Annotated in this window: 20 protein-coding genes; 10 read left to right on the plus strand and 10 right to left on the minus strand. The window is 73.5% G+C overall.

The window, feature by feature from the left end:
- Positions 1-124 precede the first annotated feature (124 nt).
- Positions 125-1,447, plus strand: a complete 1,323-nt coding sequence (locus QUG98_RS05795; protein WP_289469664.1) for a carboxylesterase family protein — start codon at positions 125-127, stop codon at positions 1,445-1,447.
- Between the two features lie 70 nt (positions 1,448-1,517).
- Here the strand turns inward: QUG98_RS05795 and QUG98_RS05800 are convergent, their stop codons facing one another.
- On the minus strand, positions 1,518-2,762 hold the full coding sequence (locus QUG98_RS05800) for an acyl-CoA dehydrogenase family protein (protein WP_289469665.1): 1,245 nt from the start codon (positions 2,760-2,762) through the stop codon (positions 1,518-1,520).
- Between the two features lie 66 nt (positions 2,763-2,828).
- A complete protein-coding gene (locus QUG98_RS05805) occupies positions 2,829-3,467 on the minus strand; it encodes an AmiS/UreI family transporter (protein ID WP_289469666.1) in 639 nt (212 codons plus the stop codon).
- A gap of 161 nt (positions 3,468-3,628) precedes the next feature.
- Here QUG98_RS05805 and QUG98_RS05810 point away from each other — a divergent pair, with 161 nt between their 5' ends.
- Positions 3,629-4,213 (plus strand): TetR/AcrR family transcriptional regulator, encoded by a 585-nt coding sequence (locus QUG98_RS05810; RefSeq protein WP_289469667.1) that lies wholly within the window; start codon positions 3,629-3,631, stop codon positions 4,211-4,213.
- Here QUG98_RS05810 and QUG98_RS05815 read toward each other — a convergent pair.
- A complete protein-coding gene (locus tag QUG98_RS05815) occupies positions 4,203-4,943 on the minus strand; it encodes a DUF4184 family protein (protein ID WP_289469668.1) in 741 nt (246 codons plus the stop codon). The genes QUG98_RS05810 and QUG98_RS05815 overlap by 11 nt on opposite strands.
- A 13-nt stretch (positions 4,944-4,956) precedes the next feature.
- Positions 4,957-6,258 carry an alpha/beta hydrolase gene (locus QUG98_RS05820; RefSeq protein WP_289469669.1) on the minus strand — a complete coding sequence of 434 codons (1,302 nt, stop codon included), beginning with the start codon at positions 6,256-6,258 and terminating at the stop codon, positions 4,957-4,959.
- A 335-nt stretch (positions 6,259-6,593) separates the two neighbouring features.
- Between QUG98_RS05820 and QUG98_RS05825 the strand changes: the two genes are divergently transcribed.
- From QUG98_RS05825 to QUG98_RS05840, 4 genes are all read left to right on the plus strand, one after another.
- A complete protein-coding gene (locus QUG98_RS05825; RefSeq protein ID WP_289469670.1) occupies positions 6,594-7,028 on the plus strand; it encodes an NUDIX hydrolase in 435 nt (144 codons plus the stop codon).
- Entirely contained in the window at positions 7,010-7,375 is a 366-nt protein-coding gene (locus QUG98_RS05830) for a hypothetical protein (RefSeq protein WP_289469671.1), read from the plus strand. The genes QUG98_RS05825 and QUG98_RS05830 overlap by 19 nt, the downstream gene beginning before the upstream one ends.
- 61 nt (positions 7,376-7,436) lie before the next feature.
- The gene (locus QUG98_RS05835; protein WP_289469672.1) at positions 7,437-8,096 is read left to right on the plus strand and encodes a nucleoside/nucleotide kinase family protein; all 660 of its coding nucleotides are present in this window, start codon (positions 7,437-7,439) and stop codon (positions 8,094-8,096) included.
- 52 nt (positions 8,097-8,148) lie between these two features.
- Positions 8,149-8,982, plus strand: a complete 834-nt coding sequence (locus QUG98_RS05840) for an NmrA family NAD(P)-binding protein (protein ID WP_289469674.1) — start codon at positions 8,149-8,151, stop codon at positions 8,980-8,982.
- Between the two features lie 258 nt (positions 8,983-9,240).
- On the opposite strand, the gene QUG98_RS05845 is transcribed toward QUG98_RS05840, so the two are convergent.
- The gene (locus QUG98_RS05845) at positions 9,241-10,206 is read right to left on the minus strand and encodes a helix-turn-helix transcriptional regulator (protein ID WP_289469675.1); all 966 of its coding nucleotides are present in this window, start codon (positions 10,204-10,206) and stop codon (positions 9,241-9,243) included.
- A 14-nt stretch (positions 10,207-10,220) separates the two neighbouring features.
- Positions 10,221-11,174 carry an AraC family transcriptional regulator gene (locus tag QUG98_RS05850; protein ID WP_289469676.1) on the minus strand — a complete coding sequence of 318 codons (954 nt, stop codon included), beginning with the start codon at positions 11,172-11,174 and terminating at the stop codon, positions 10,221-10,223.
- 278 nt (positions 11,175-11,452) lie between these two features.
- Between QUG98_RS05850 and QUG98_RS05855 the strand changes: the two genes are divergently transcribed.
- The 3 genes from QUG98_RS05855 (at position 11,453) to QUG98_RS05865 (ending at position 12,499) form a co-directional block, all read left to right on the plus strand.
- On the plus strand, positions 11,453-11,668 hold the full coding sequence (locus tag QUG98_RS05855) for a hypothetical protein (protein WP_289469677.1): 216 nt from the start codon (positions 11,453-11,455) through the stop codon (positions 11,666-11,668).
- The gene (locus tag QUG98_RS05860; protein WP_289469678.1) at positions 11,665-11,838 is read left to right on the plus strand and encodes a hypothetical protein; all 174 of its coding nucleotides are present in this window, start codon (positions 11,665-11,667) and stop codon (positions 11,836-11,838) included. Before QUG98_RS05855 ends, QUG98_RS05860 begins: the two co-directional genes overlap by 4 nt.
- 64 nt (positions 11,839-11,902) lie before the next feature.
- The gene (locus tag QUG98_RS05865; protein ID WP_289469679.1) at positions 11,903-12,499 is read left to right on the plus strand and encodes a TetR/AcrR family transcriptional regulator; all 597 of its coding nucleotides are present in this window, start codon (positions 11,903-11,905) and stop codon (positions 12,497-12,499) included.
- 75 nt (positions 12,500-12,574) lie between these two features.
- On the opposite strand, the gene QUG98_RS05870 is transcribed toward QUG98_RS05865, so the two are convergent.
- From QUG98_RS05870 to QUG98_RS05885, 4 genes are all read right to left on the minus strand, one after another.
- Entirely contained in the window at positions 12,575-13,822 is a 1,248-nt protein-coding gene (locus tag QUG98_RS05870) for an MFS transporter (protein ID WP_289469681.1), read from the minus strand.
- Between the two features lie 10 nt (positions 13,823-13,832).
- Positions 13,833-14,498 carry an HAD hydrolase-like protein gene (locus tag QUG98_RS05875; protein ID WP_289469682.1) on the minus strand — a complete coding sequence of 222 codons (666 nt, stop codon included), beginning with the start codon at positions 14,496-14,498 and terminating at the stop codon, positions 13,833-13,835.
- A 250-nt stretch (positions 14,499-14,748) separates the two neighbouring features.
- The gene (nucS, locus tag QUG98_RS05880; protein ID WP_289469683.1) at positions 14,749-15,444 is read right to left on the minus strand and encodes an endonuclease NucS; all 696 of its coding nucleotides are present in this window, start codon (positions 15,442-15,444) and stop codon (positions 14,749-14,751) included.
- A 9-nt stretch (positions 15,445-15,453) separates the two neighbouring features.
- Positions 15,454-16,812 (minus strand): MFS transporter, encoded by a 1,359-nt coding sequence (locus QUG98_RS05885; RefSeq protein ID WP_289469684.1) that lies wholly within the window; start codon positions 16,810-16,812, stop codon positions 15,454-15,456.
- A gap of 111 nt (positions 16,813-16,923) precedes the next feature.
- Here QUG98_RS05885 and QUG98_RS05890 point away from each other — a divergent pair, with 111 nt between their 5' ends.
- Entirely contained in the window at positions 16,924-18,078 is a 1,155-nt protein-coding gene (locus tag QUG98_RS05890; RefSeq protein WP_289469685.1) for a LacI family DNA-binding transcriptional regulator, read from the plus strand.
- Positions 18,079-18,081: the final 3 nt, after the last annotated feature.

Here is an 18,081-nt window from a genome sequence, read left to right on the forward strand (position 1 = left end):
GAGACCGACGCTACCCCAAAAACCACCCGCTGTGTAGTTTTTGTCGCACGACGTTCCGACGCAGTACCAGCAGGCACGACGCCTGCGGCGCGTCCGTCCCAGGTCCGGTCGTTAGCGTGGGCCGGTGCCTTCCACCGACACCCGCTCCTTCGACACCCCGGCCGGCACGATCGAGGCGGTCGTCGACGGCGAGGTGACCCGCGCCTTCGGGATCCCCTACGCGCAGGCCGAGCGCTTCGCACCGCCGACGCCGCAGCCGCCGTCCACCGAGCCGTTCCGCGCGGACACGCCGGCACCCGTCCCGCCGCAGCCGAGCGCACTGATCGTCGACCAGCTCCTGCCGTCGATGGACCACCTGCGGGTCGACGAGCACTGCCAGCGCCTGACCATCACGGTGCCGACCGACGTCCGACCCGACGAGCGCCTGCCGGTGATGGTCTGGGTGCACGGCGGCTCCTACGTGCTCGGCGGTGGGGACCTGCCGATCCACGACGCCCACGACCTGGTGACCGAGCAGCGCGTGGTCGTCGTCACCGTGACCTACCGGCTCGGGGTGCTCGGGTTCCTCGGCGACGGCGAGACGGTGCCGGCGAACCTCGGGCTGCTCGACCTGGTCGAGGCGTTCCGGTGGGTGCAGCGGAACATCGCGGCGTTCGGCGGTGACCCCGGATCGGTGACGGCGTTCGGCCAGTCCGCCGGGGCCGACGCGATCGCGCACCTCATGATCAGCGAGGGTGCGCGCGGCCTGTTCCGACACGCGATCGTGCAGAGCGCTCCGCTCGGGCTGTCGCGGGGTCGGGCGCGGATGAACCGGGCGATGGTGCGGGCCGTCGGCGCCGTCGCGGTGGACACCCCGCTCGACGAGGTCCTCGAGCGGCAGGCCCGCGCGACGACGACCGGCGGTCGGTACGGCCTGGCCGGCGGGATGCCGTTCGGCACGCAGTACGGGTTCGCACCGCTGCCCGCCGAACGCGACACCGACCGGGCCTGGCGGTCCGTCGCGCCCGATGTGGACGTGCTCATCGGGTCGGGATCCGACGAGGCGGGCATGTACGTGCCGCTCGTCCCCGGGCTCCGGACGGTGGCGCGCTGGCGGCCGCTCCGGTCGCTGCTGCGATGGCTGCTCGTCCGGCCGCTGTCCAAGGTGGTCTACGGGCGCGATGCACGACGCTTCGCCGCTCGGCACCGGGAGGCCGGTGGTCGTGCGACGGTGTACCGGCTGCTGCGGCACCCGTCGGTGGCGCCGGTCGGGGCGGTGCACATGAGCGACCTGCCGCTGCTGCTCGGCGGACGGTCGGCGTGGGTCGGCAGCCGATTCGTGCCGGAGCGGGACTGGCCGGTCGTCGAGCGGCGCGGGCGCGCGCTGCGGGCGATCTGGGCCGAGTTCGCGCGGACCGGACGGGTGACCGCGGCGGACGACGAGACACTGGTGTTCGACCGGGGGTGAGGGGTTCCCGGTGGTGCGTGCAGGAGCCGGGACCGTCCTCCCGGCTCCTGCACGTCCGGCACGGCCTCGCTCAGCCGCGGCGCGTCGCCCCGATCGCCCAGACCCGTGGCGGTTCGACACCGTTCACGGCGTGGTCGCCGATGATCCGCGCCTTGAACACCCACGGGTTGTGGCTGCCCGCGGTGCGGGCGTTCCGCCAGTGCCGGTCGAGGTTCTTCGTGGTGCTCACGCCCGAGGCCGCCAGGGCGTCGAACAGGTGCGAGGTCGCCGTGGTCGCGAGTGACGTGAGCGCGACCTGCGCCTGCGCGGTCGCGAGCTCGGCGCGGTCGTTGCGCCGCTCGTCCTCGGCCTCGTCGAGTGCCGCACCCTCGTACGCGGCCTGCAGGGCCTCGGCCGCCCGGTCGACGATCGCGCTCGCCGCGAAGCCCGCCGCGGACACCTCGCCGACGACCTGCAGGATCTGCGGGTCCTGGGCGAAGGTGTCGGCGTTGCCGTGCGAGAACACCCGGTTGCGGTTCCGGACCTGCAGTGCGATCTCCCGCTCGGCGGCCAGGACCGACCCGGCGAGGACGGTGAGGAGCACCGCCTGGTAGAAGGCGGTCTGGTACCGGAACCGCTCGTCGAACAGCACGACCGCGTCGGCCTGCACGACGGCGTCGGTGAACGTGCTCGTCCCCGAGCCGGTGGTGCGCTGGCCGAAGCCGTCCCAGTCGTCGGAGTGAGCGACCCCGGGCTGGTGTGCGTCGACGATCGCGATCACCCGCTCGCCGGTGTCGGTGCGCTCCGCGTACGTGTCGATCCAGTCCGCGAAGATGCTGCCGGTCGAGTAGTACTTCTGCCCGGTGATGCGGAAGGTCCCGTCGTCCTGCGGGGTGACCTTCGTGATGACGTCGCCGATCTGCACGGTGCCGACCTCGGTCCAGGAGTTGCCCGCGATCTCGCCGCGGCCGAACCGCTCGAGCCAGGCGTCGCGTTCGCCGGAACGGCCGACGAGACGGTCCTCGACCAGGGCGAAGTGTCCACGCAGGGCCTGCGGGATGTTGCTGTCGGCGGCCGCGAGCTCGGTGAGCAGGCGGAAGAGCTGCGGGAGCGTCGCGCCGGCACCCCCGAACGCGACGGGGACGCGGACCGCGCCGAAGCCCGCGGCGGCGAGTTCCCGGATCTCGTCGGAGGGCAGGCGGTGGTCCTGCTCCCGCTCGGAGGCACCGGCGGCGATGCGGTCGAAGATCGGCCGGAAGCGTGCGGCCAGGGTCTCGTAGTCGACGGAGGCGTCGGCGGCTCGGGTGTCGGGCCGGGTGGTGGTCGTGTCGGTCATGGGGTCGTGCCTTCCGGTGTGCAGTCGGGTGTTCCGTGTGCTGGTGCTGGTGCTGGTGCTGGCTGGTCAGGCGGCAGCCGTCGGGGCGACGACCGGGGGCTGGGCGGCGGCCGGCCGTGCCCGTCGCCCGCCGCGTCGGGAGAGCACGGCCGCGCCGACGAAGACGACGACCGCGACGAGGGCGGCACCGGCGGTCCAGGCGGGCCCTGCCGGCCAGCGTCCCGCGAGACCGAGGAGCGCCGGCACGGTGGTGGTGGTCTGGCTGGCGAGGACGAGCGCCCAGGCGGTGTACCGGCCGACGTCACGCCCCAGGGCGAGCAGGAGGAAGAAGAGCGTCCAGAGTCCGGCCCAGGTCGCCCACAGCACGGCGAGGACCGGGTCGGCGGTGACGTTCGCGACCGCGAACACGACGGCGATCGCGGCGACCAGGCCGCAGAACCAACCGAGACCGGTCGAGCCGAGTCCGGCGAGTGCGTCGAGCCCCACGTACAGGTAGGTGAGGCCGAACAGGAACGTCCCCGCGGTCGACAGGAGGACGGGCAGGGACCCGTCGGCCGTGACCGCGACGGCCGTGCACAGCACGAGCTGCACACCGCCGATCAGGACGTTGAACACACCGCTGTCGCGGCCGGGGACCCGACCGAGCAGGGTGAGCCCGTTGATGAGCAGTGCCGCTCCGGAGAGCACCAAGCAGATGTACGCCATGCCGATGACCGTGGCAGCGAGGGGACGGCTGCGGAAGGGTTGTGTCGGACTGTGTCCGGAGGTGACGATCCGTGACGTCGAGCGCACGCCGCCCCTCCCGACGTCGCTCGCCCCCGGACGGGAGGTCGCGCGCGATCCGCACGGTCGGCAGGATCGATCACATGCCCGACGCCGACCTCCGCGCCCGCATCGTCGCCGGTGCCGCCGATGCCTTCCGTGACGGTGACTTCCACGCGGTCGGACCGGACGACGTCGCCCGGGCTGCCGACGTCACGGTGGCCGACGTGCACCGCGTGTTCCCGTCGTGGGAGCTGCTCGTCGTGGCCGTCGTCGACCGGTGGGCGAAGGCCGGCCGCGACGCGCTCCGCGGGGTGGCCGAGCAGGAGGGTGCCGTCGCGTACCTCCGGGCACGGCTCGACCGCGGTCAGCAGCACCCCGCGATCGTCCGGGTCCGCATCGCGCTGCTCAGCGCCACCTCGACCCCGGGTCACCCGGCGTCGGGGTGGTTCCGGCAGCAGTACACGACGCTGTTCGAGGACGTGACCCTCGCCCTCGTCCGTGACGTCGTCGCCGGTCGAGAGCCCCGCGGCGCTGCACCGCGGCACGCCGCCGAGCAGCTCGTCGCGCTCTTCGAGGGGCTCCAGCTGCAGGCGATGCTCCGCGACGACGCCGACCTGCTCTCCGGGTGGGACCGGGCGGTCGCGCGGATGCGGGTCGGGTGGGCAGCGGCCGCCGTCACCGCTTGAGGCGAGCGACCAGCAGCGCGACGGCGCCGACGACCAGCGCGGCCGCGACGAGCGCAGGCACCCGGAACGCCAGCGCGGTGACGGTGCCCCCGACCCCGGCGCCTCCCAGCAGTGCCCGCACACCCACGGCCAGTGCCAGGACGACGACCACGCCGACGGCGACGACCGGCACGACGCGCTCGACGGGACGCAGCGGTTCGACCTCCCGGGCGTCGGTCCGTCGCCACCAGACGCCTCCGACGACGAGCATGGCCAGCAGCCCGAGCACGCTCGACACGTCCTGCAGCAGGAAGGGCAGCGGGTACCCGCCGACGGTCGCGTCGCGGAGCGCCGGCCAGGCCAGGACCACGAAGCCGTGCTCGTGCGTGAAGCCGTCCCACACCACGTGCGTCACGCTGCCGAGCACGCACCCGACGACGACGGGCAGTGCGTCCCGCGCGCCGAGCGACGGCGGACGACCCCAGCTACGGGGAAGCCGTCGTCGCAGTCCGGGGACGACCGGCGACCAAGCCGGACGCACCAGGAACCACCACGTGGCGAGCACGACGAGGGAGACGGCGAGGTCGATGGTCGGGATGCCCCACCACGAGTGTGCGTCCTCGTAGGGCGGCAGGAACGGTGCGAACAGCACGGCGTCGGGTGCCATGGCGCCGACCGCGACGGCGGCCACCGGCAGGGGTGTCCGGCGCGCGGCCAGGGCGACGACCGCGTGGCTGACGGTGAAGGGCACGGTCAGGTCCTCGTCACCGGGTCAGGTGGGTGCGCTGCATGAACCACTCGACGCCCTCGGCCAGGGCGACGCCCGCGGTGTGCCAGTCGTGTCCGCCGTCCTCGACGATCCGCTCGGTCACCCGGACGCCCGCGGCGCGTGCGGCGGCCACGACCACCGGGACGACCGGACCGTACCGGCTGTCGTCCGCACCGGCCGCGACGAAGGCTGCGGAGTCGCGGTAGGGCGCGCCCTCGGCGAGCACCCGGAGCGGCTGGGCCGCCTCGTACGCGGTGCGGTCACCGTGGAAACCCCTCGAGATGGTGTCGTCACGATCCTGCAGGATCGGCCCGATCTGCCCGGAGACGTCGATCCACGACCCGAAGCGGTCCGGTCGACCGGCCCCGAGCTGCAGGGCGCAGGTGCCTCCCTGCGAGAACCCGGCGATCGCCCAGTCCTCCGCGCGGGCGGCGGCGTGCAGGTGCGTCCGCACCCACGCCGGCACGTCGCTCGTCAGGTAGGTGGCGCTGTTCCCGAGCGGGCCGTCGACGCACATCGGGTTGTTCGAGGCCCGGGCGAGCTGGTCCGGCATCACGACGATCGGTGCGAGCCCCTGGTGCCGGCGGGCGATCGCGTCGAGCCGGGCCGCCATCCGACCGGCCTCGATGATGTTCGCCGGCGCCGCACCCGGGCCCTGCCCGGAGAGCATCACGACCACGGGGAGCGCAGGGGCGTGCGCGACGAGGGCGGCCGGGGGCAGCCAGACGATCGCGGGTCGGGCGTGGAAGTGCGAGGCGTCCCCGGGGATCCGTACGGACCCGTACCGGCCGCGGGACGGCATGTTGTGCGGCGGTCGCCAGTCCGCGGCGTCGATCGGGCCCGATCCCGCGTCCGGGTCGTCCGGGAGGTGCAGGGGCGGGACGTGGGACTGCCCCAGGGCATCGGCGATCGTGGGGAAGAGCCCGGCGTCCCGGTTCACCGCGAGCCCGCCGGACACCAGGGCGAGGGGCACCAGCAGCGCGGCGACCACCCGGGTCAGCCGTCGGCCCCGGCGCCCTCGTCCACCGCGCACGAGTCCGACGACCGCGACCCCGAGCAGGGCGCAGACCACCCCGGTCCAGACCCGGTCGACCCAGGTCGGCGGCACCCCGAGCACGTCGAGGACGTCGCCGAGGTACCAGGACAGGAAGGTCCCGACCAACGCACCCGCGACGATCGCGAGGGCTGCCCAGCGCCAGGACCGTCGGACGGCGGCGAGCACGAGGACGGCTGCGAGCAGGGTCAGGGCGTAGAGCGGCAGCAGCACGTGGGCGGACAGGAGCGGCAGGGTGGTCACGGGCGGGTCCGGCGGTCGGGACGCTCTCGGGCATCCGACGGGTGACGGGTCAGGAGCGGCATCGTCCAGCGACCGTAGCGAGCCGAGGTGTCCGGATCGGTACCGGGAGGGGCTTCCCCGGTGCTCTCCCGGCTGATCCTGAGCGATCCTGCACGCGCGGTGGTCTCCCGACGGGTGGAGCCTGTCCGACCGGCCAGCCCCGGATGGTCCGTCGGCCGTACGGAGGACCACACCGGCCCGCGCCGACCCGCACTCGTGCGTACCGACCCCGCACCGGACGGGAGTGCGCGGCGCGTCTGGGTGTGCCCTCCAGCCGGTCCTGGCAGGGTCAGCGGATGGAGTACACCGACTACGACACCCGGCTCGCCGCCTACGGCGTGATCACCGAGGGCGACCGTGTGCTCCTGGCCCGACTGCGCGTCCCCGAGGCCGGCACGTGGACGTTGCCCGGCGGTGGCGTCGAGTTCGACGAGACCGTCGAGCAGGCCGTCGTCCGCGAGGTCCGTGAGGAGACCGGGTACGAGGCGTCGTGCGGTCCGCTCCTCGGCATCCGGCACCACATCGTGCCGAAGGAACGCCGGATGCACGACACCGGACGACCGATGAAGGCCGTGCAGGTCGTGTTCCGGGTGACGCTCACCGGCGGCGAGCTCCGCAACGAGACCGACGGTTCGACCGACGAGGCCGCTTGGGTCCCGATCGCCGAGCTGCCCCACCGCCGGCACGGGATGCTCGTGCCGATCGCCCTCGAGTGGGCACGACGGCCGTGAACGGCGAGGCCACCGACCTGTCCGCCCGGCTCTGGGACGAGCGGGCACTGCTCGGCGACCTGCTCACGAGCGCGACCGACCCCGACCGTGTCCGACACCTGCTCGACCGGTACCGCGCGCTGCACCTCGAGCAGGACGTCCTCGTGCACGCCCTCGCCGAGCGGTGGGGCACCGACCCCGACACCGCCACGCTCCGGTCGCTCGAGCGCGTCGCACCCCCGCCGTGGGACATGATCCTGCCCGAGCACCTGGCGGCCCTGACCGACCTGGTCGCCGAGGTCGACACGCTGCTGCCTCCCGGGCCGCTGCGCGACGCGTGGGACCGGATCAGTCCTCGAGCACGCTGAGCACGCCGTCGTCGCATCGACCATGCGGCCAGCGGACCACCGCTCCTGTCAGGATGGGACCGTGACCACGACCGAGCTGTCCGTCGACGACGCCGTCGAGCGGGCCGTGGCGCTCGCCGCCCGTCCCGGTCGCACGGTGCTGGGCATCGCGGGTGCGCCCGGAGCGGGCAAGTCGACGCTGGCCCGACGCATCGTCGCAGCGGTCGACGCGGCGCACGGGGTCGGCACCGCGGTGCAGGTCCCGATGGACGGCTTCCACCTGGCGAACGCCGCGCTCGACGCCCTCGGCCGGCACGACCGCAAGGGTGCGATCGACACCTTCGACGCAGCCGGCTACGTCGCCCTGGTCCGTCGTCTGGCCGCAGCTGACGACGAGGCCGTCGGGGACGACGACATGGTGTGGGCGCCGGACTTCGACCGCCGTGTCGACGAACCGATCGCGGGCAGCATCGCCGTCCCCAGGAGCACCCGGCTCGTCGTCTCCGAGGGCAACTACCTGCTCGACACCGACGCGCCCTGGTCCGCCCTGGTCGACCTGTTCACCGAGACCTGGGCGTGCGTCGTGGACGACCGGGTCCGCGTCGATCGTCTGGTGGGCCGGCACATGCGGCACGGACGCGACCACGAGGCGGCCCGCACCTGGGCGCTGGAGGTCGACGGCGTGAACGCGGCGAGGGTCGCTGCCACGGTGGGGCGGGCCTCCAGGACGATCCGGACCTGACCAGCCCACGCCCGAGCGACCAGCCCAGCAGCACCGACCGACAGGAGCGACCATGACCATCGCCATCACCGGAGCCACCGGCAACATCGGCGGAGCTGTGTCCCGCGCGCTCGCCGCGGCAGGCACGCCGTTCCGCATGGTCGTGCGCGACGCAGCGCGCGCCCCCGAGCTGCCCGGGACGGACGTGGCGGTCGCCACGTACGCCGACCCGGATGCGTCCCGCGCCGCGCTCGAGGGCGTGGACCTGCTGCTCATGGTGTCCGGCGCCGAGGCGCAGGACCGCCTCGACCAGCACCGCGCGTTCGTGGCCGCGGCAGCGGAGGCGGGCGTCGGCCACGTCGTCTACACGTCGTTCGTGGGGGCCGCACCGGACGCGACCTTCACGCTCGGCCGCGACCACTGGGCGACCGAGCGCGCGATCCAGGACACCCCGATGGCGCACACGTTCCTCCGGGACTCGTTCTACCTGGACTTCGTCGAGGACCTGGTGGGCGAGGACGGCGTGATCCGCGGACCGGCGGGCGTCGGGGCGATGGCCGCGGTGGCGCGGGCGGACGTCGCACGGGTCGCGACCGAGGTGCTGCTGCACCCGTCGGACCACGTCGACCGGACGTACGAGCTGACCGGGCCGGAGGCGATCACCCTGGCCCAGGCGGCCGCGACCGTCTCGGAGGTGCACGGCCGCGCGGTCACCTACCAGCCGGAGACGGTGGCGGAGGCGTACGCGTCACGGGCGCGGTGGAACCCGGAGCCGTGGCAGGCGGACGCGTGGGTGAGCACCTACACAGCGATCGCCGAGGGTGCGCTGGCGCACGTCTCGACGGACGTCGAGCGGGTGACCGGCCGTCGTCCGCTGTCGCTGCGCGAGGTGCTGCAGGCGGGCTGACCGGCCGGGAGGCGCGCCCCGCGTCCGTCACGCCCGTCCGGATCGCGCTCCTCCTGTGAGCACCGCGGCGGACCCGCGTACGGTCGGTCGGGCCACCCCGCGGGACCCTGACCGCGGGAGCCCGGATCCCTGTTCCCGGGCTGGTCTCGTCTGACCCAGCGTCGACCCGACGGCGCCGTGGCGCGGGGGCGGCCGTCCCGGACCCGAACCGACGGCGGACGCCCTCGCATCCCCGGGCGTGATCCCGGCCGGTTCCCGCTAGCGGCGGGCCGCGCGCAGTGTCTCGGCGGGCAGCTCGCCGAACTCCTCCCGGTACGCCCCGGAGAACCGGCCCATGTGGGTGATGCCCACCGACCGCGCGACGTCGGCCACGGACCTCGGCTCGCCGGTCTCGAGCTGCTGACGCGCCATCAGGAGCCGGACGTTCCGCAGGTAGCTCATCGGGGTGGTGCCGTGGATCCGCTGGAACGCGCTCTGCAGTCCCCTGGTGCTCATCCGGGCGGCCGCCGCGACGTCGTCGACCGTGACGTGCTCGGCGACGTGCTCCAGCAGGTAGGTCTCGGCGTCGGCGAGCCCGGCGTGCGCGGTCCGCTCCGCGGGCTGCTCGACGGGCCAGTGCGGGATCGCGGTGAGCAGGCCCGCGGCGGCCATCCCGGCGAGCTCCTGCTCGCGGTCGAGGGAGACCTCCCCCGTGGCACCGAGGATCTCGGCGGCCACGGCGCGGACCATCAGCCACCACGCGGCCAGCGGCGCGCCCTCCGGCACGTGGTTCGGCTGGAACTCGAGCGGGCCGGGCTCCCACCCGCCGCGGGCAGCCGCCACCTGCTCGACGATCTCGCGGTCGATCCGCATGACGTCCTTCTGGAACCGGTCCCACTGCACATGTTGGCGACCGGGCGTGTAGAGGACCGGCCGGCCGATCGGGAGCTGCTGGCCGCCGACGACCGCGGTGCCGGACTTCAGCCACGTGACGACGATCGCGGACGACGCGTCCACCTCGCCCGGGACGGTGCCGGTGCAGCTGGTCGACTCGAGCGTGAGCAGCGAAGTGCCGGTCAGGGTCTCCTCGAACAGGAAGTCGCTGCTGCCCGTGACCTCGAGTCCTCGGACCGTGGAGGTGTGCTGGATCGCACTCCTCGCGGTCGCGGGTTCGCGGGTCCTCGTCACGAGGCGGGTCCGGGTGAGCGTCGCGGAGAGGGCCGTGGCGGTGTCGTTCTCGATCATGCGTGGTCGTTCGTTCAGTGGCGGCGGAGGGTCTCGCGGGGGTACTCCCCGTGCTGTTCGGCGTAGGCGGCGGCGAAGCGTCCGGCGTGGGCGAAGCCCCAGTGTCGGGCGACCTCGGCGATGTTCGTCGTCGCCGGGTCGCCCTGCAACAGGGCGTCACGGACCCGGTCCAGGCGGACGCGGCGGAGGTAGGCGTTCGGGCTCGTCCCGAGGATGCGCTGGAACGCGTGCTGCAGCGCCCGCAGGCTGAGGTTCGCCACCTGGGCCAGGTCGCTCGTCGTGATCGGCAGGTGCGCGTGCTCGTGCACGTACTCGACGGCCAGGCGCACGTGCCCGTTCTTCGGCAGCAGCAGCTCGGGCGCCAGGGACGCGGACACCACCGGGTAGAGCTCGAGCAGTGCGAGCGCCCCGAGCCGCCCCATCTCGGCCTGGAGCAGCGGCGAGGCGTGACCGTCCATGACGGTGTGCGAGATGAGCTGCACGCTGCTCCGCCACACCTGCAGCGCACGGTCGTCCGGTCGGACGGTGTGGTCGAGCCGCAGGCTCCCCGGCGCGATCCCGCGCTCCCCGGCGACGGTCTCCAGGGCGCTCCGGTTGACCTGCACGATCCGCTGGTCGTAGTCGTCGTACGAGAAGGCGGCGCCCTGCTGCGGCCAGAGCTGCGGTCGGCCCGTCTCCATGACGATCCGGTCCTCCCCGGAGCCGATCGTGGCCGTCCCCCGGTTGGTCCACTGCACGACGAAGTCCTCCGACGGCGTCATCACGCCCTCGAGGTGCCCGTCGAACCGGATCGTCCTGAGGGTCATCGCCTGGTCACCGACCGCCGTGTAGCGGAACGAGAAGGGCTGCCGGGTCTGGTCGGCAGTCCACTGCTGTCCCGCGTACGCCGAGGCCAGGAAGTCGCGAGCCTCGTCGAGGTCGGTGCTCTGCGTCGCTTCCTGGATGCGGGACGGTTGCTGGTCGCTCATGTGATCGACAGCAGTGTGCAGGAGGAGTTGCACGTGGACCAGCGATGTCCAGAACACGTCAGGACCTGACCGAGTTCGCGCATCCCGTGCGGCCCGTGCCGACCCGCGACGGGGGCAACCGGTGCCGGTCCGACGGTCGTCCAGCGACAGGTCGCGGCCCCGGACGTCCGGTAATCGACGGAGGTGCGGCGACCGCTGGCGGCACCGACCGGCCTGCTCGTACCGTCGGACCACCGCCCGGTACCACCGATCGGTACCGAGCAGACGAGGACGACATCATGACCACCATCACCGCCGGCGACCTCAGCGTCGCCCCGAGCACCGCCCACGACGTCGTGGCGCTCCGTCGTCGCCGTCCCTCCCAGCGCAGCCCCTTCAGCGAGGTCGTCGAGGCCCGACGGCAGCACACGCTGCAGGTCGCCGCCGTCAGCACGGGCATACTGTCGGTCACCGTCGCCGCCTCCGCCGCGGTCGTCCTGTCGCTCTCGGCATGAGCGCTGCACTCCTCGACCAGCTCCGCGGCGACCCGACCGAGTGGCACCGCCGTGGCATGAGCGCCCCCACGGACATCGACCGGATCGTGGCCGACCGACTCGGTGCCCGGTACACGACCACCGCCAGGGCGACCGAACCCTCGTACGCCGACTTCTTCGTCGCTGCCTGACCCGCGCAGCGACACTGCAGAGCCGGTCACGACCCCGACCGGTGGCCCCGACACCGGAACCGGAATGACGATCCTCACCCTCACCCCCAGCACCCGCGAGACCACGACGCAGCGCGCTGCGACCGGCGCTGCCGACGCGCTCTTCACCGAGCACGGCGTCATCCCGGTCACCCTGCAGCAGGTCGCGGACCGTGCGGACCTGCGCCTCGAGGAGCTGACGGCGGCGTACCCGACCAAGCACGCACTGGTCGTCGCGGTGTTGCAGCGGTGGCACGGTTCCTGGCGTCGTGCACTGGACCGGATCAGCGCAGCCTCCGACGACCCCCGTGACGAGGTGCTCGGCGTCTTCGGGTACCTCGAGGAGTGCTTCGAGGACGAGGGCTGGCGCGGCTGCGCGTTCATCAACGGGCACGCTGAGCTCGGGCGACAGGACCCCGACGTCGCGGCCCTCGCGCGCGAGCACTTCCAGGACGTCGAGCGGCACCTCACGCTCGTCTGCGAACGCGGTGGGATGCCCGCGCACGTCGCACAGGGACTCGCCCTGCTGGTCGAGGGGGCACGCGTCGAGTCGGCCGTCCAGCGGTCGTCGCAGCCGGCTCGCGCCGCCCGCCTGACGGCGGCGATGCTCATGTCCGTCTACGAGGCGCGTCCGGCGTTCTGACCGACGGTGACGCGGCCGGGAGGCACGGCTCGTCCCCGCCCCGCCGGTCCGCCCGGCGTCGGGTGCTGCGCTGCGTCAGCCCACGCGGCGCGCCGCGAGCGTCCCCGCCACACCGAGCGTGAGCACCGCGACGAGCACGACGAGGAGCGGTGCCGTCCAGTCACCCGTCGCGCCGTGCAGGGACCCGGCGACGAGGGGCCCGGCGGAGCCGATCAGGTACCCGCCGCCCTGCACGAACGCGGACATCCGGCGGGCGTCGTCGTCGCTCGTGACGATCCGCACGACGATGATGAAGATCACCGTGATGCCGCCGCCCTGTGCCGCCCCGCCGAGCACCGACCAGAGCAGCCAGAGCTGCGGCGCGAACAGCAGCCCGAGCGGCATCGCGAGCCAGAGGAACGCGACCAGGGCGATGATCGCGCGTGGTCGCCAGCGGGTCGCGAGCGCCGGGACACCGAGCGCACCGACGACCGCCAGGATCTGGAACACCGACGAGCTCGCACCCGACGACTCCGCCGAGAAGCCGATCTCGTCGTGCAGCAGCGTCGGGATCCAGGCGGTCAGGGCGTAGTACGAGAACGCCTGGCCACCGAACGCCAGCATGAGCCCCCAGGTGATGAGCCGACGCGCGGGTCGGACGGGCTCCGCCGTCGCCGGGACCGTTCGGAGCGACCCGGTCTCGGTGAGGAGCTCGACCGGCCCGGTCGCCACCACGGGCTCGGACCGCACCGGCCGGAGCCACGCTGCCCGGGCCCCGACGGCGTACGTCCAGGCGAGTCCGGCGACGACCGCGAACACCGCCCACACGGCGATCGCGACGGGCCACCCCCACACGGCGGCGATCGGCGCGGTGCCGAGCGAGGTGATCATCGACCCGACGTTGAGCGCCGACGTGTAGACGCCGGTCACCAGGCCGACGCGCTCGGGCGAGGTGTCCCGCCGGATGACCACCGGGATCACCACGTTGCCGATCGTGATGCCGATGCCGATCACCGCGGTGCCGACGAGCAGCCCCGCGGTCGAGGGGATCGAGCGGACGACGGTGCCCGCGAGCACGATCACGAGCGCCAGGGACACCGCACGCTCCGGGTCGGCCTTCGCGATCACCCAGCTCGCGAACGGCGTCGCGAGCGAGAAGCAGAGCACCGGGATCGTCGTCAGGAGCCCGGCGATCGTCGCGGTCAGCCCGAGGTCGACGCGCAGGTCACCGATCACCGGCGCGGGTGCCACGATCGGCCCGCGCAGGTTGAGCGCGATGAGGACGATCGCCGCCGGCAGCAGCCAGACCGCCCGGCGGAGCCCGCGTCGGGCGACGGCGGTCACCGCTCCTCGCTCACGCGGCGTCCGGCAGCAGGATCGGCAGCAGGTCGAGCGGGGTGGCGGCGCTGGCGACGGTGCTCTCGGCCTCGGCGGGGGAGCCGTAGCCCCACTCGGCGAAGACGACCGGCACGCCGTGGACGTGGGCGCCCTCGACGTCGTGCAGCCGGTCGCCGACGAGCACCGGGCGGCTCACGTCGTGGCCGGCGGCCCCGAGGCGGCGCAGGGCCTCGGCGACGACGTCGGCCTTGGCGCTGCGGACCTCGTCGTCGCTCGCGCCGGTGACGAAGTCGAAGTACCCGGTCAGGCCGTAGTAGTCGAGGATCACCGTGGCCGGGGTCTCGGGCTTGCTCGTCGCGGTGGACATCGGCATTCCGGCCTCGTGCAGGGTGCGCAGCACGACGTCGATGCCGGGGAACATCGCCGAGTCGAGGGCCCCGTGCGACAGGTAGTGCTCGCGGTAGACGGCGAGGGTGCGCTCGGCGCCGGCGTCGTCCATCCCCATGGCGGTCTTGAACGTGTCCATGATCGGCGGGCCGACGAACGACATCAGCGTTGCGTGGTCCGGCACGGGCACGCCGACCGTGCGGAAGGTGTGCGTCATGCTCTCGAGGATCCCCGGAGCGGAGTCGCTGATGGTCCCGTCGAGGTCGAACAGGATGGCGGTGTAGGGGCGCGTCATGTCCTGATCAGCCTAGTCGGGGCGGTGGGACCGGCCACGGGGCGGGCCGGAGGGCGCACGGCGGGGGCGGGCGAGCCTCCAGGCCGGTCGGCGTCGCGACGCCGGGAACCTGGTTCCGGACACAGCACCGCGTCGTTGCCCGGTGTAGTGTCCGGAACCTGGTGCCGAGCCGCCGAGCCGCCGAGCCGCCGAGCCGCCGAGCCGCCGAGCCGCCGAGCCGCCGAGCCGCCGAGCCGCGCGCCGCGACCGCTCAGAACAGGCGGGTGTGCCCGCCCTCGATGCCGCGCATCGCGTCGTAGTCGAGCACGAGGACACGGATGCCGCGGTCCTCTGCCAGCGTCCGGGCCTGCGGAGCGACCGTCTGTGCGGCGAGCACGCCCTGCACCGGCCGCAGGTGCGGGTCGCGGTTCATCAGTTCGAGGTACCGGGTGAGCTGCTCGACCGCGTCGATGTTCGCGTTGCGCTTCATCTCGACGGCGACGCTGGCGCCGGCGTCGTCCCGCGCCAGGATGTCCACCGGACCGATCGCCGTCATGTACTCGCGGCGGACGAGGGTGTGCCCGTCGCCCAGGAGCTCGATCTGCTCGGCCAGGAGCTGCTGCAGGTGCGCCTCGACGCCGTCCTTCACCAGGCCCGGGTCGACGCCGAGGTCGTGGACCTCGTCCGCGATCACCTCGTACAGGCTGACGATGAGCTTGTCCTGCGTCTTCTTCTGCGTCACCGTCCACACCTGGGTGATGCCGGCGCTCGCCTGTTCCTCGTCGGGCTCGGTCATCTCGATCGAGCACGGCGGGCTCATCCAGTTCAGCGGCTTGTAGGAGCCGCCGTCCGAGTGGACGAGCAACGAGCCGTCCGCCTTGAGCATGAGCAGGCGGGTCGCGAGCGGCAGGTGGGCCGACAGGCGTCCGGCGTAGTCGACGGAGCAGCGGGCGATGACGAGACGCACCCGGCGATCCTAACGGTCGGTGCGCGTCCCACCGGACGCGGCCGGGTCCGCCATCGTGTCGTCCGTCGGCTCGGCCGGGAGGCGCGGCTCGCCCCCGTCGGCTGCGTCGCGTCCCGGAGCGTGGCCGGTCCTCTCCGCGCGCCGCCTCCGCAGCGTCTCCGCGGCTGCGCCGGTCTCCCGCGCTGCGCCCGACGCCAGGCCCGCGGCGATGATGAACACGAACACCACGAGCAGGGCACCGAGCAGGCCGATGTGCTCACCGAGGAACCCGATCAGCGGCGGGCCGGCGAGGAACGCCACGTAGCCGATCGTCGCCACTGCGCTGACCTTGAGCGCTGCCGAGCGGGGGTCGTCGGCTGCGGCGGACATGCCCATCGGGAAGCCGAGGCTCGCGCCGAGCCCCCAGAGCACCACGCCGACGATCGCGATCGGGATCACGTCCACGAAGATGAGCAGCCCGAGGCCGACCACGGCGACCGCGGCGCTCACACGGAGCACGGGCACGCGGCCGAACCGGTCGATGAGCGGGCTGCCGGCGATCCGACCGGCGGTCATCGCGGCGAGGAACACCGTGAGCACGGCGGAGCCGGCGGCGTTGTCGAGCCCGTGACCGTCGATCATCGCGAGGGGCAGCCAGTCGTTCGCCGAGCCCTCGGCCAGCGCCATGCCGAGCACGATCACGCCGATGAGGAGTGTCGACGGCTGCGCCCACACCTGCCAGCGCGTGAGCCGCACCGGCGTCGGGCTGGTCGCGGTGGACTCGTGCTCCTCGTACCGGTGCTCGTCACCGAAGCGCGATGCCGCGGCGAGCATGACGAGGCACACGACGACGCCGAGCACCGCGAAGTGCAGGACGACCGGGACCTCGAGCGCCTCGGTCAGGGCACCGAGACCCGCGCCGGCGAGCGTCCCCACGCTGAACGCGGCGTGGAACAGGGGCATGATCGTGCGGCCGCCGGCCTTCTCGGCGGCGGCGCCGGAGACGTTCATCGACACGTCGACCAGGCCGTTGCCGAACCCGAACGCGATGAGACCGACCCAGATCGCCGCGAAGCCCCAGCCGTAGGTGACGGCGAACCCGGCGAAGACGAGACCGACCGCCAGGCAGACCGAGGCCACCTGGACACCACGCCGTGCACCGACCTTCGCGACGATGTGTCCGGCGAAGGTCAGGCCGCCGATCGAGCCGACGGCCATGCCGAGCACGAGCAGGCCCATCTCGAACGTGGTGGCGCCGAGGGAGTCACGCACGCTCGGGATGCGTCCGAGCCAGGTGGCGATGGCGAGGCCGGACAGCGTGAAGGCCACGAAGACCGCGGTGATCCAGGCGCGGGTCGTCGGGGCGGATCGGGTGGACGTCGTCGTCATGCGGAGCTTTCCGGTCTCGTGCTGGTCGTGGCGGTCGCCGGTCGGGCGTCCCTGCTTCGGGCTGTCCGGTCGAATCGATTCGACCGGATCGTGTGACTACGCTAACGGGCGATGGACCACCCGGCAACAGCACCCGGCGCGTCCGGGGCGACGAACCCCCGCGACCACGCCGACGGTCCGGCGCGCCGTGGGCCGAGGCCGAACCTCGCAGCGGTCGCACGGGCGGCGGGCGTCGCGCCCTCCACGGCATCCCTCGCCTTCAGCGGTGCCGGCCCGGTGTCCGACGACGCGAAGGCCCGCGTGCTGGCCGCCGCCGCCGAGCTCGGCTACGGGGGTCCGGACCCGCGGGCGCGTTCGCTCCGCCGCGGCCGCTCCGGGGTCATCGGCGTGGTGATGGACGAGCGCCTGAGCGACGCCTTCCGCGACCCGGTGAACGTCCTGACGCTCGACGGCATCGCCGAGGTCGCCGGCGAGGCGGGTGCCTCCCTGCTCCTCGTGCGCAGCCCCCTCGACGACGAGCACGGTGCCGGACCGATCGTCGACGCCCCGATGGACGCCGTGGTCCTGGTCGGGTGCAACGTCCGGATCGACCCCGCGGTCGCCGTGCTCCGTCGTCGGCAGATCCCCGTCGTGGCCATCGAGGCGGACGACATCGAGGGTGCGGTCCCCGTGCAGCTCGACAACCGCGAGGCCTCGCACCGGGCTGCGTCGTACCTCGCCGACCTCGGCCACACCGCCGTGACGATCGTGACCCTGCCGCTCGACGCCGAGCGGCGCTGCGGTCCGGTCGACGCTGACCGCGAGGCGTCGGGCGTCGCCCACACGACGCTCGAGCGGCTCCGCGGTGTCCGTGAGGTCTACCCGGACGCGCCCGCGATCGAGGCCGCGGGGAGTTCGGTCGAGGACGGCCGGGTCGCCGGGCGGACGCTGTTCGCCGAGGGGGCGCCCACGCCCACAGCGGTCGTGGCGCAGAGCGACCTGCTCGCCGTCGGGGTCGTCTCGGCAGCGCTCGACGCCGGACTCCGGGTGCCCGAGGACGTCAGCGTCATCGGGTTCGACGGCATCACGGTCGACGACAGCCTGCTCCACCGGTCGCCGATCCGCCAGCTCACGACCCTGGTGCAGCCCTTCGAGCAGAAGGGCCGGGCCGCCGCACGTGCCGCGCTCGCGATGCTCGAGGGGGCCGAGCCGCAGCCGGCGGCCTTCCGGTCGGAGCTGCGGATCGGCGACACCACGGGCCCGGTGCGTCGGGCGCTCGGCGGTTGACCG

The sequence above is a fragment of the Curtobacterium subtropicum genome (assembly GCF_030362975.1).
GTDB classification, from domain to species: Bacteria; Actinomycetota; Actinomycetes; order Actinomycetales; family Microbacteriaceae; genus Curtobacterium; species Curtobacterium subtropicum.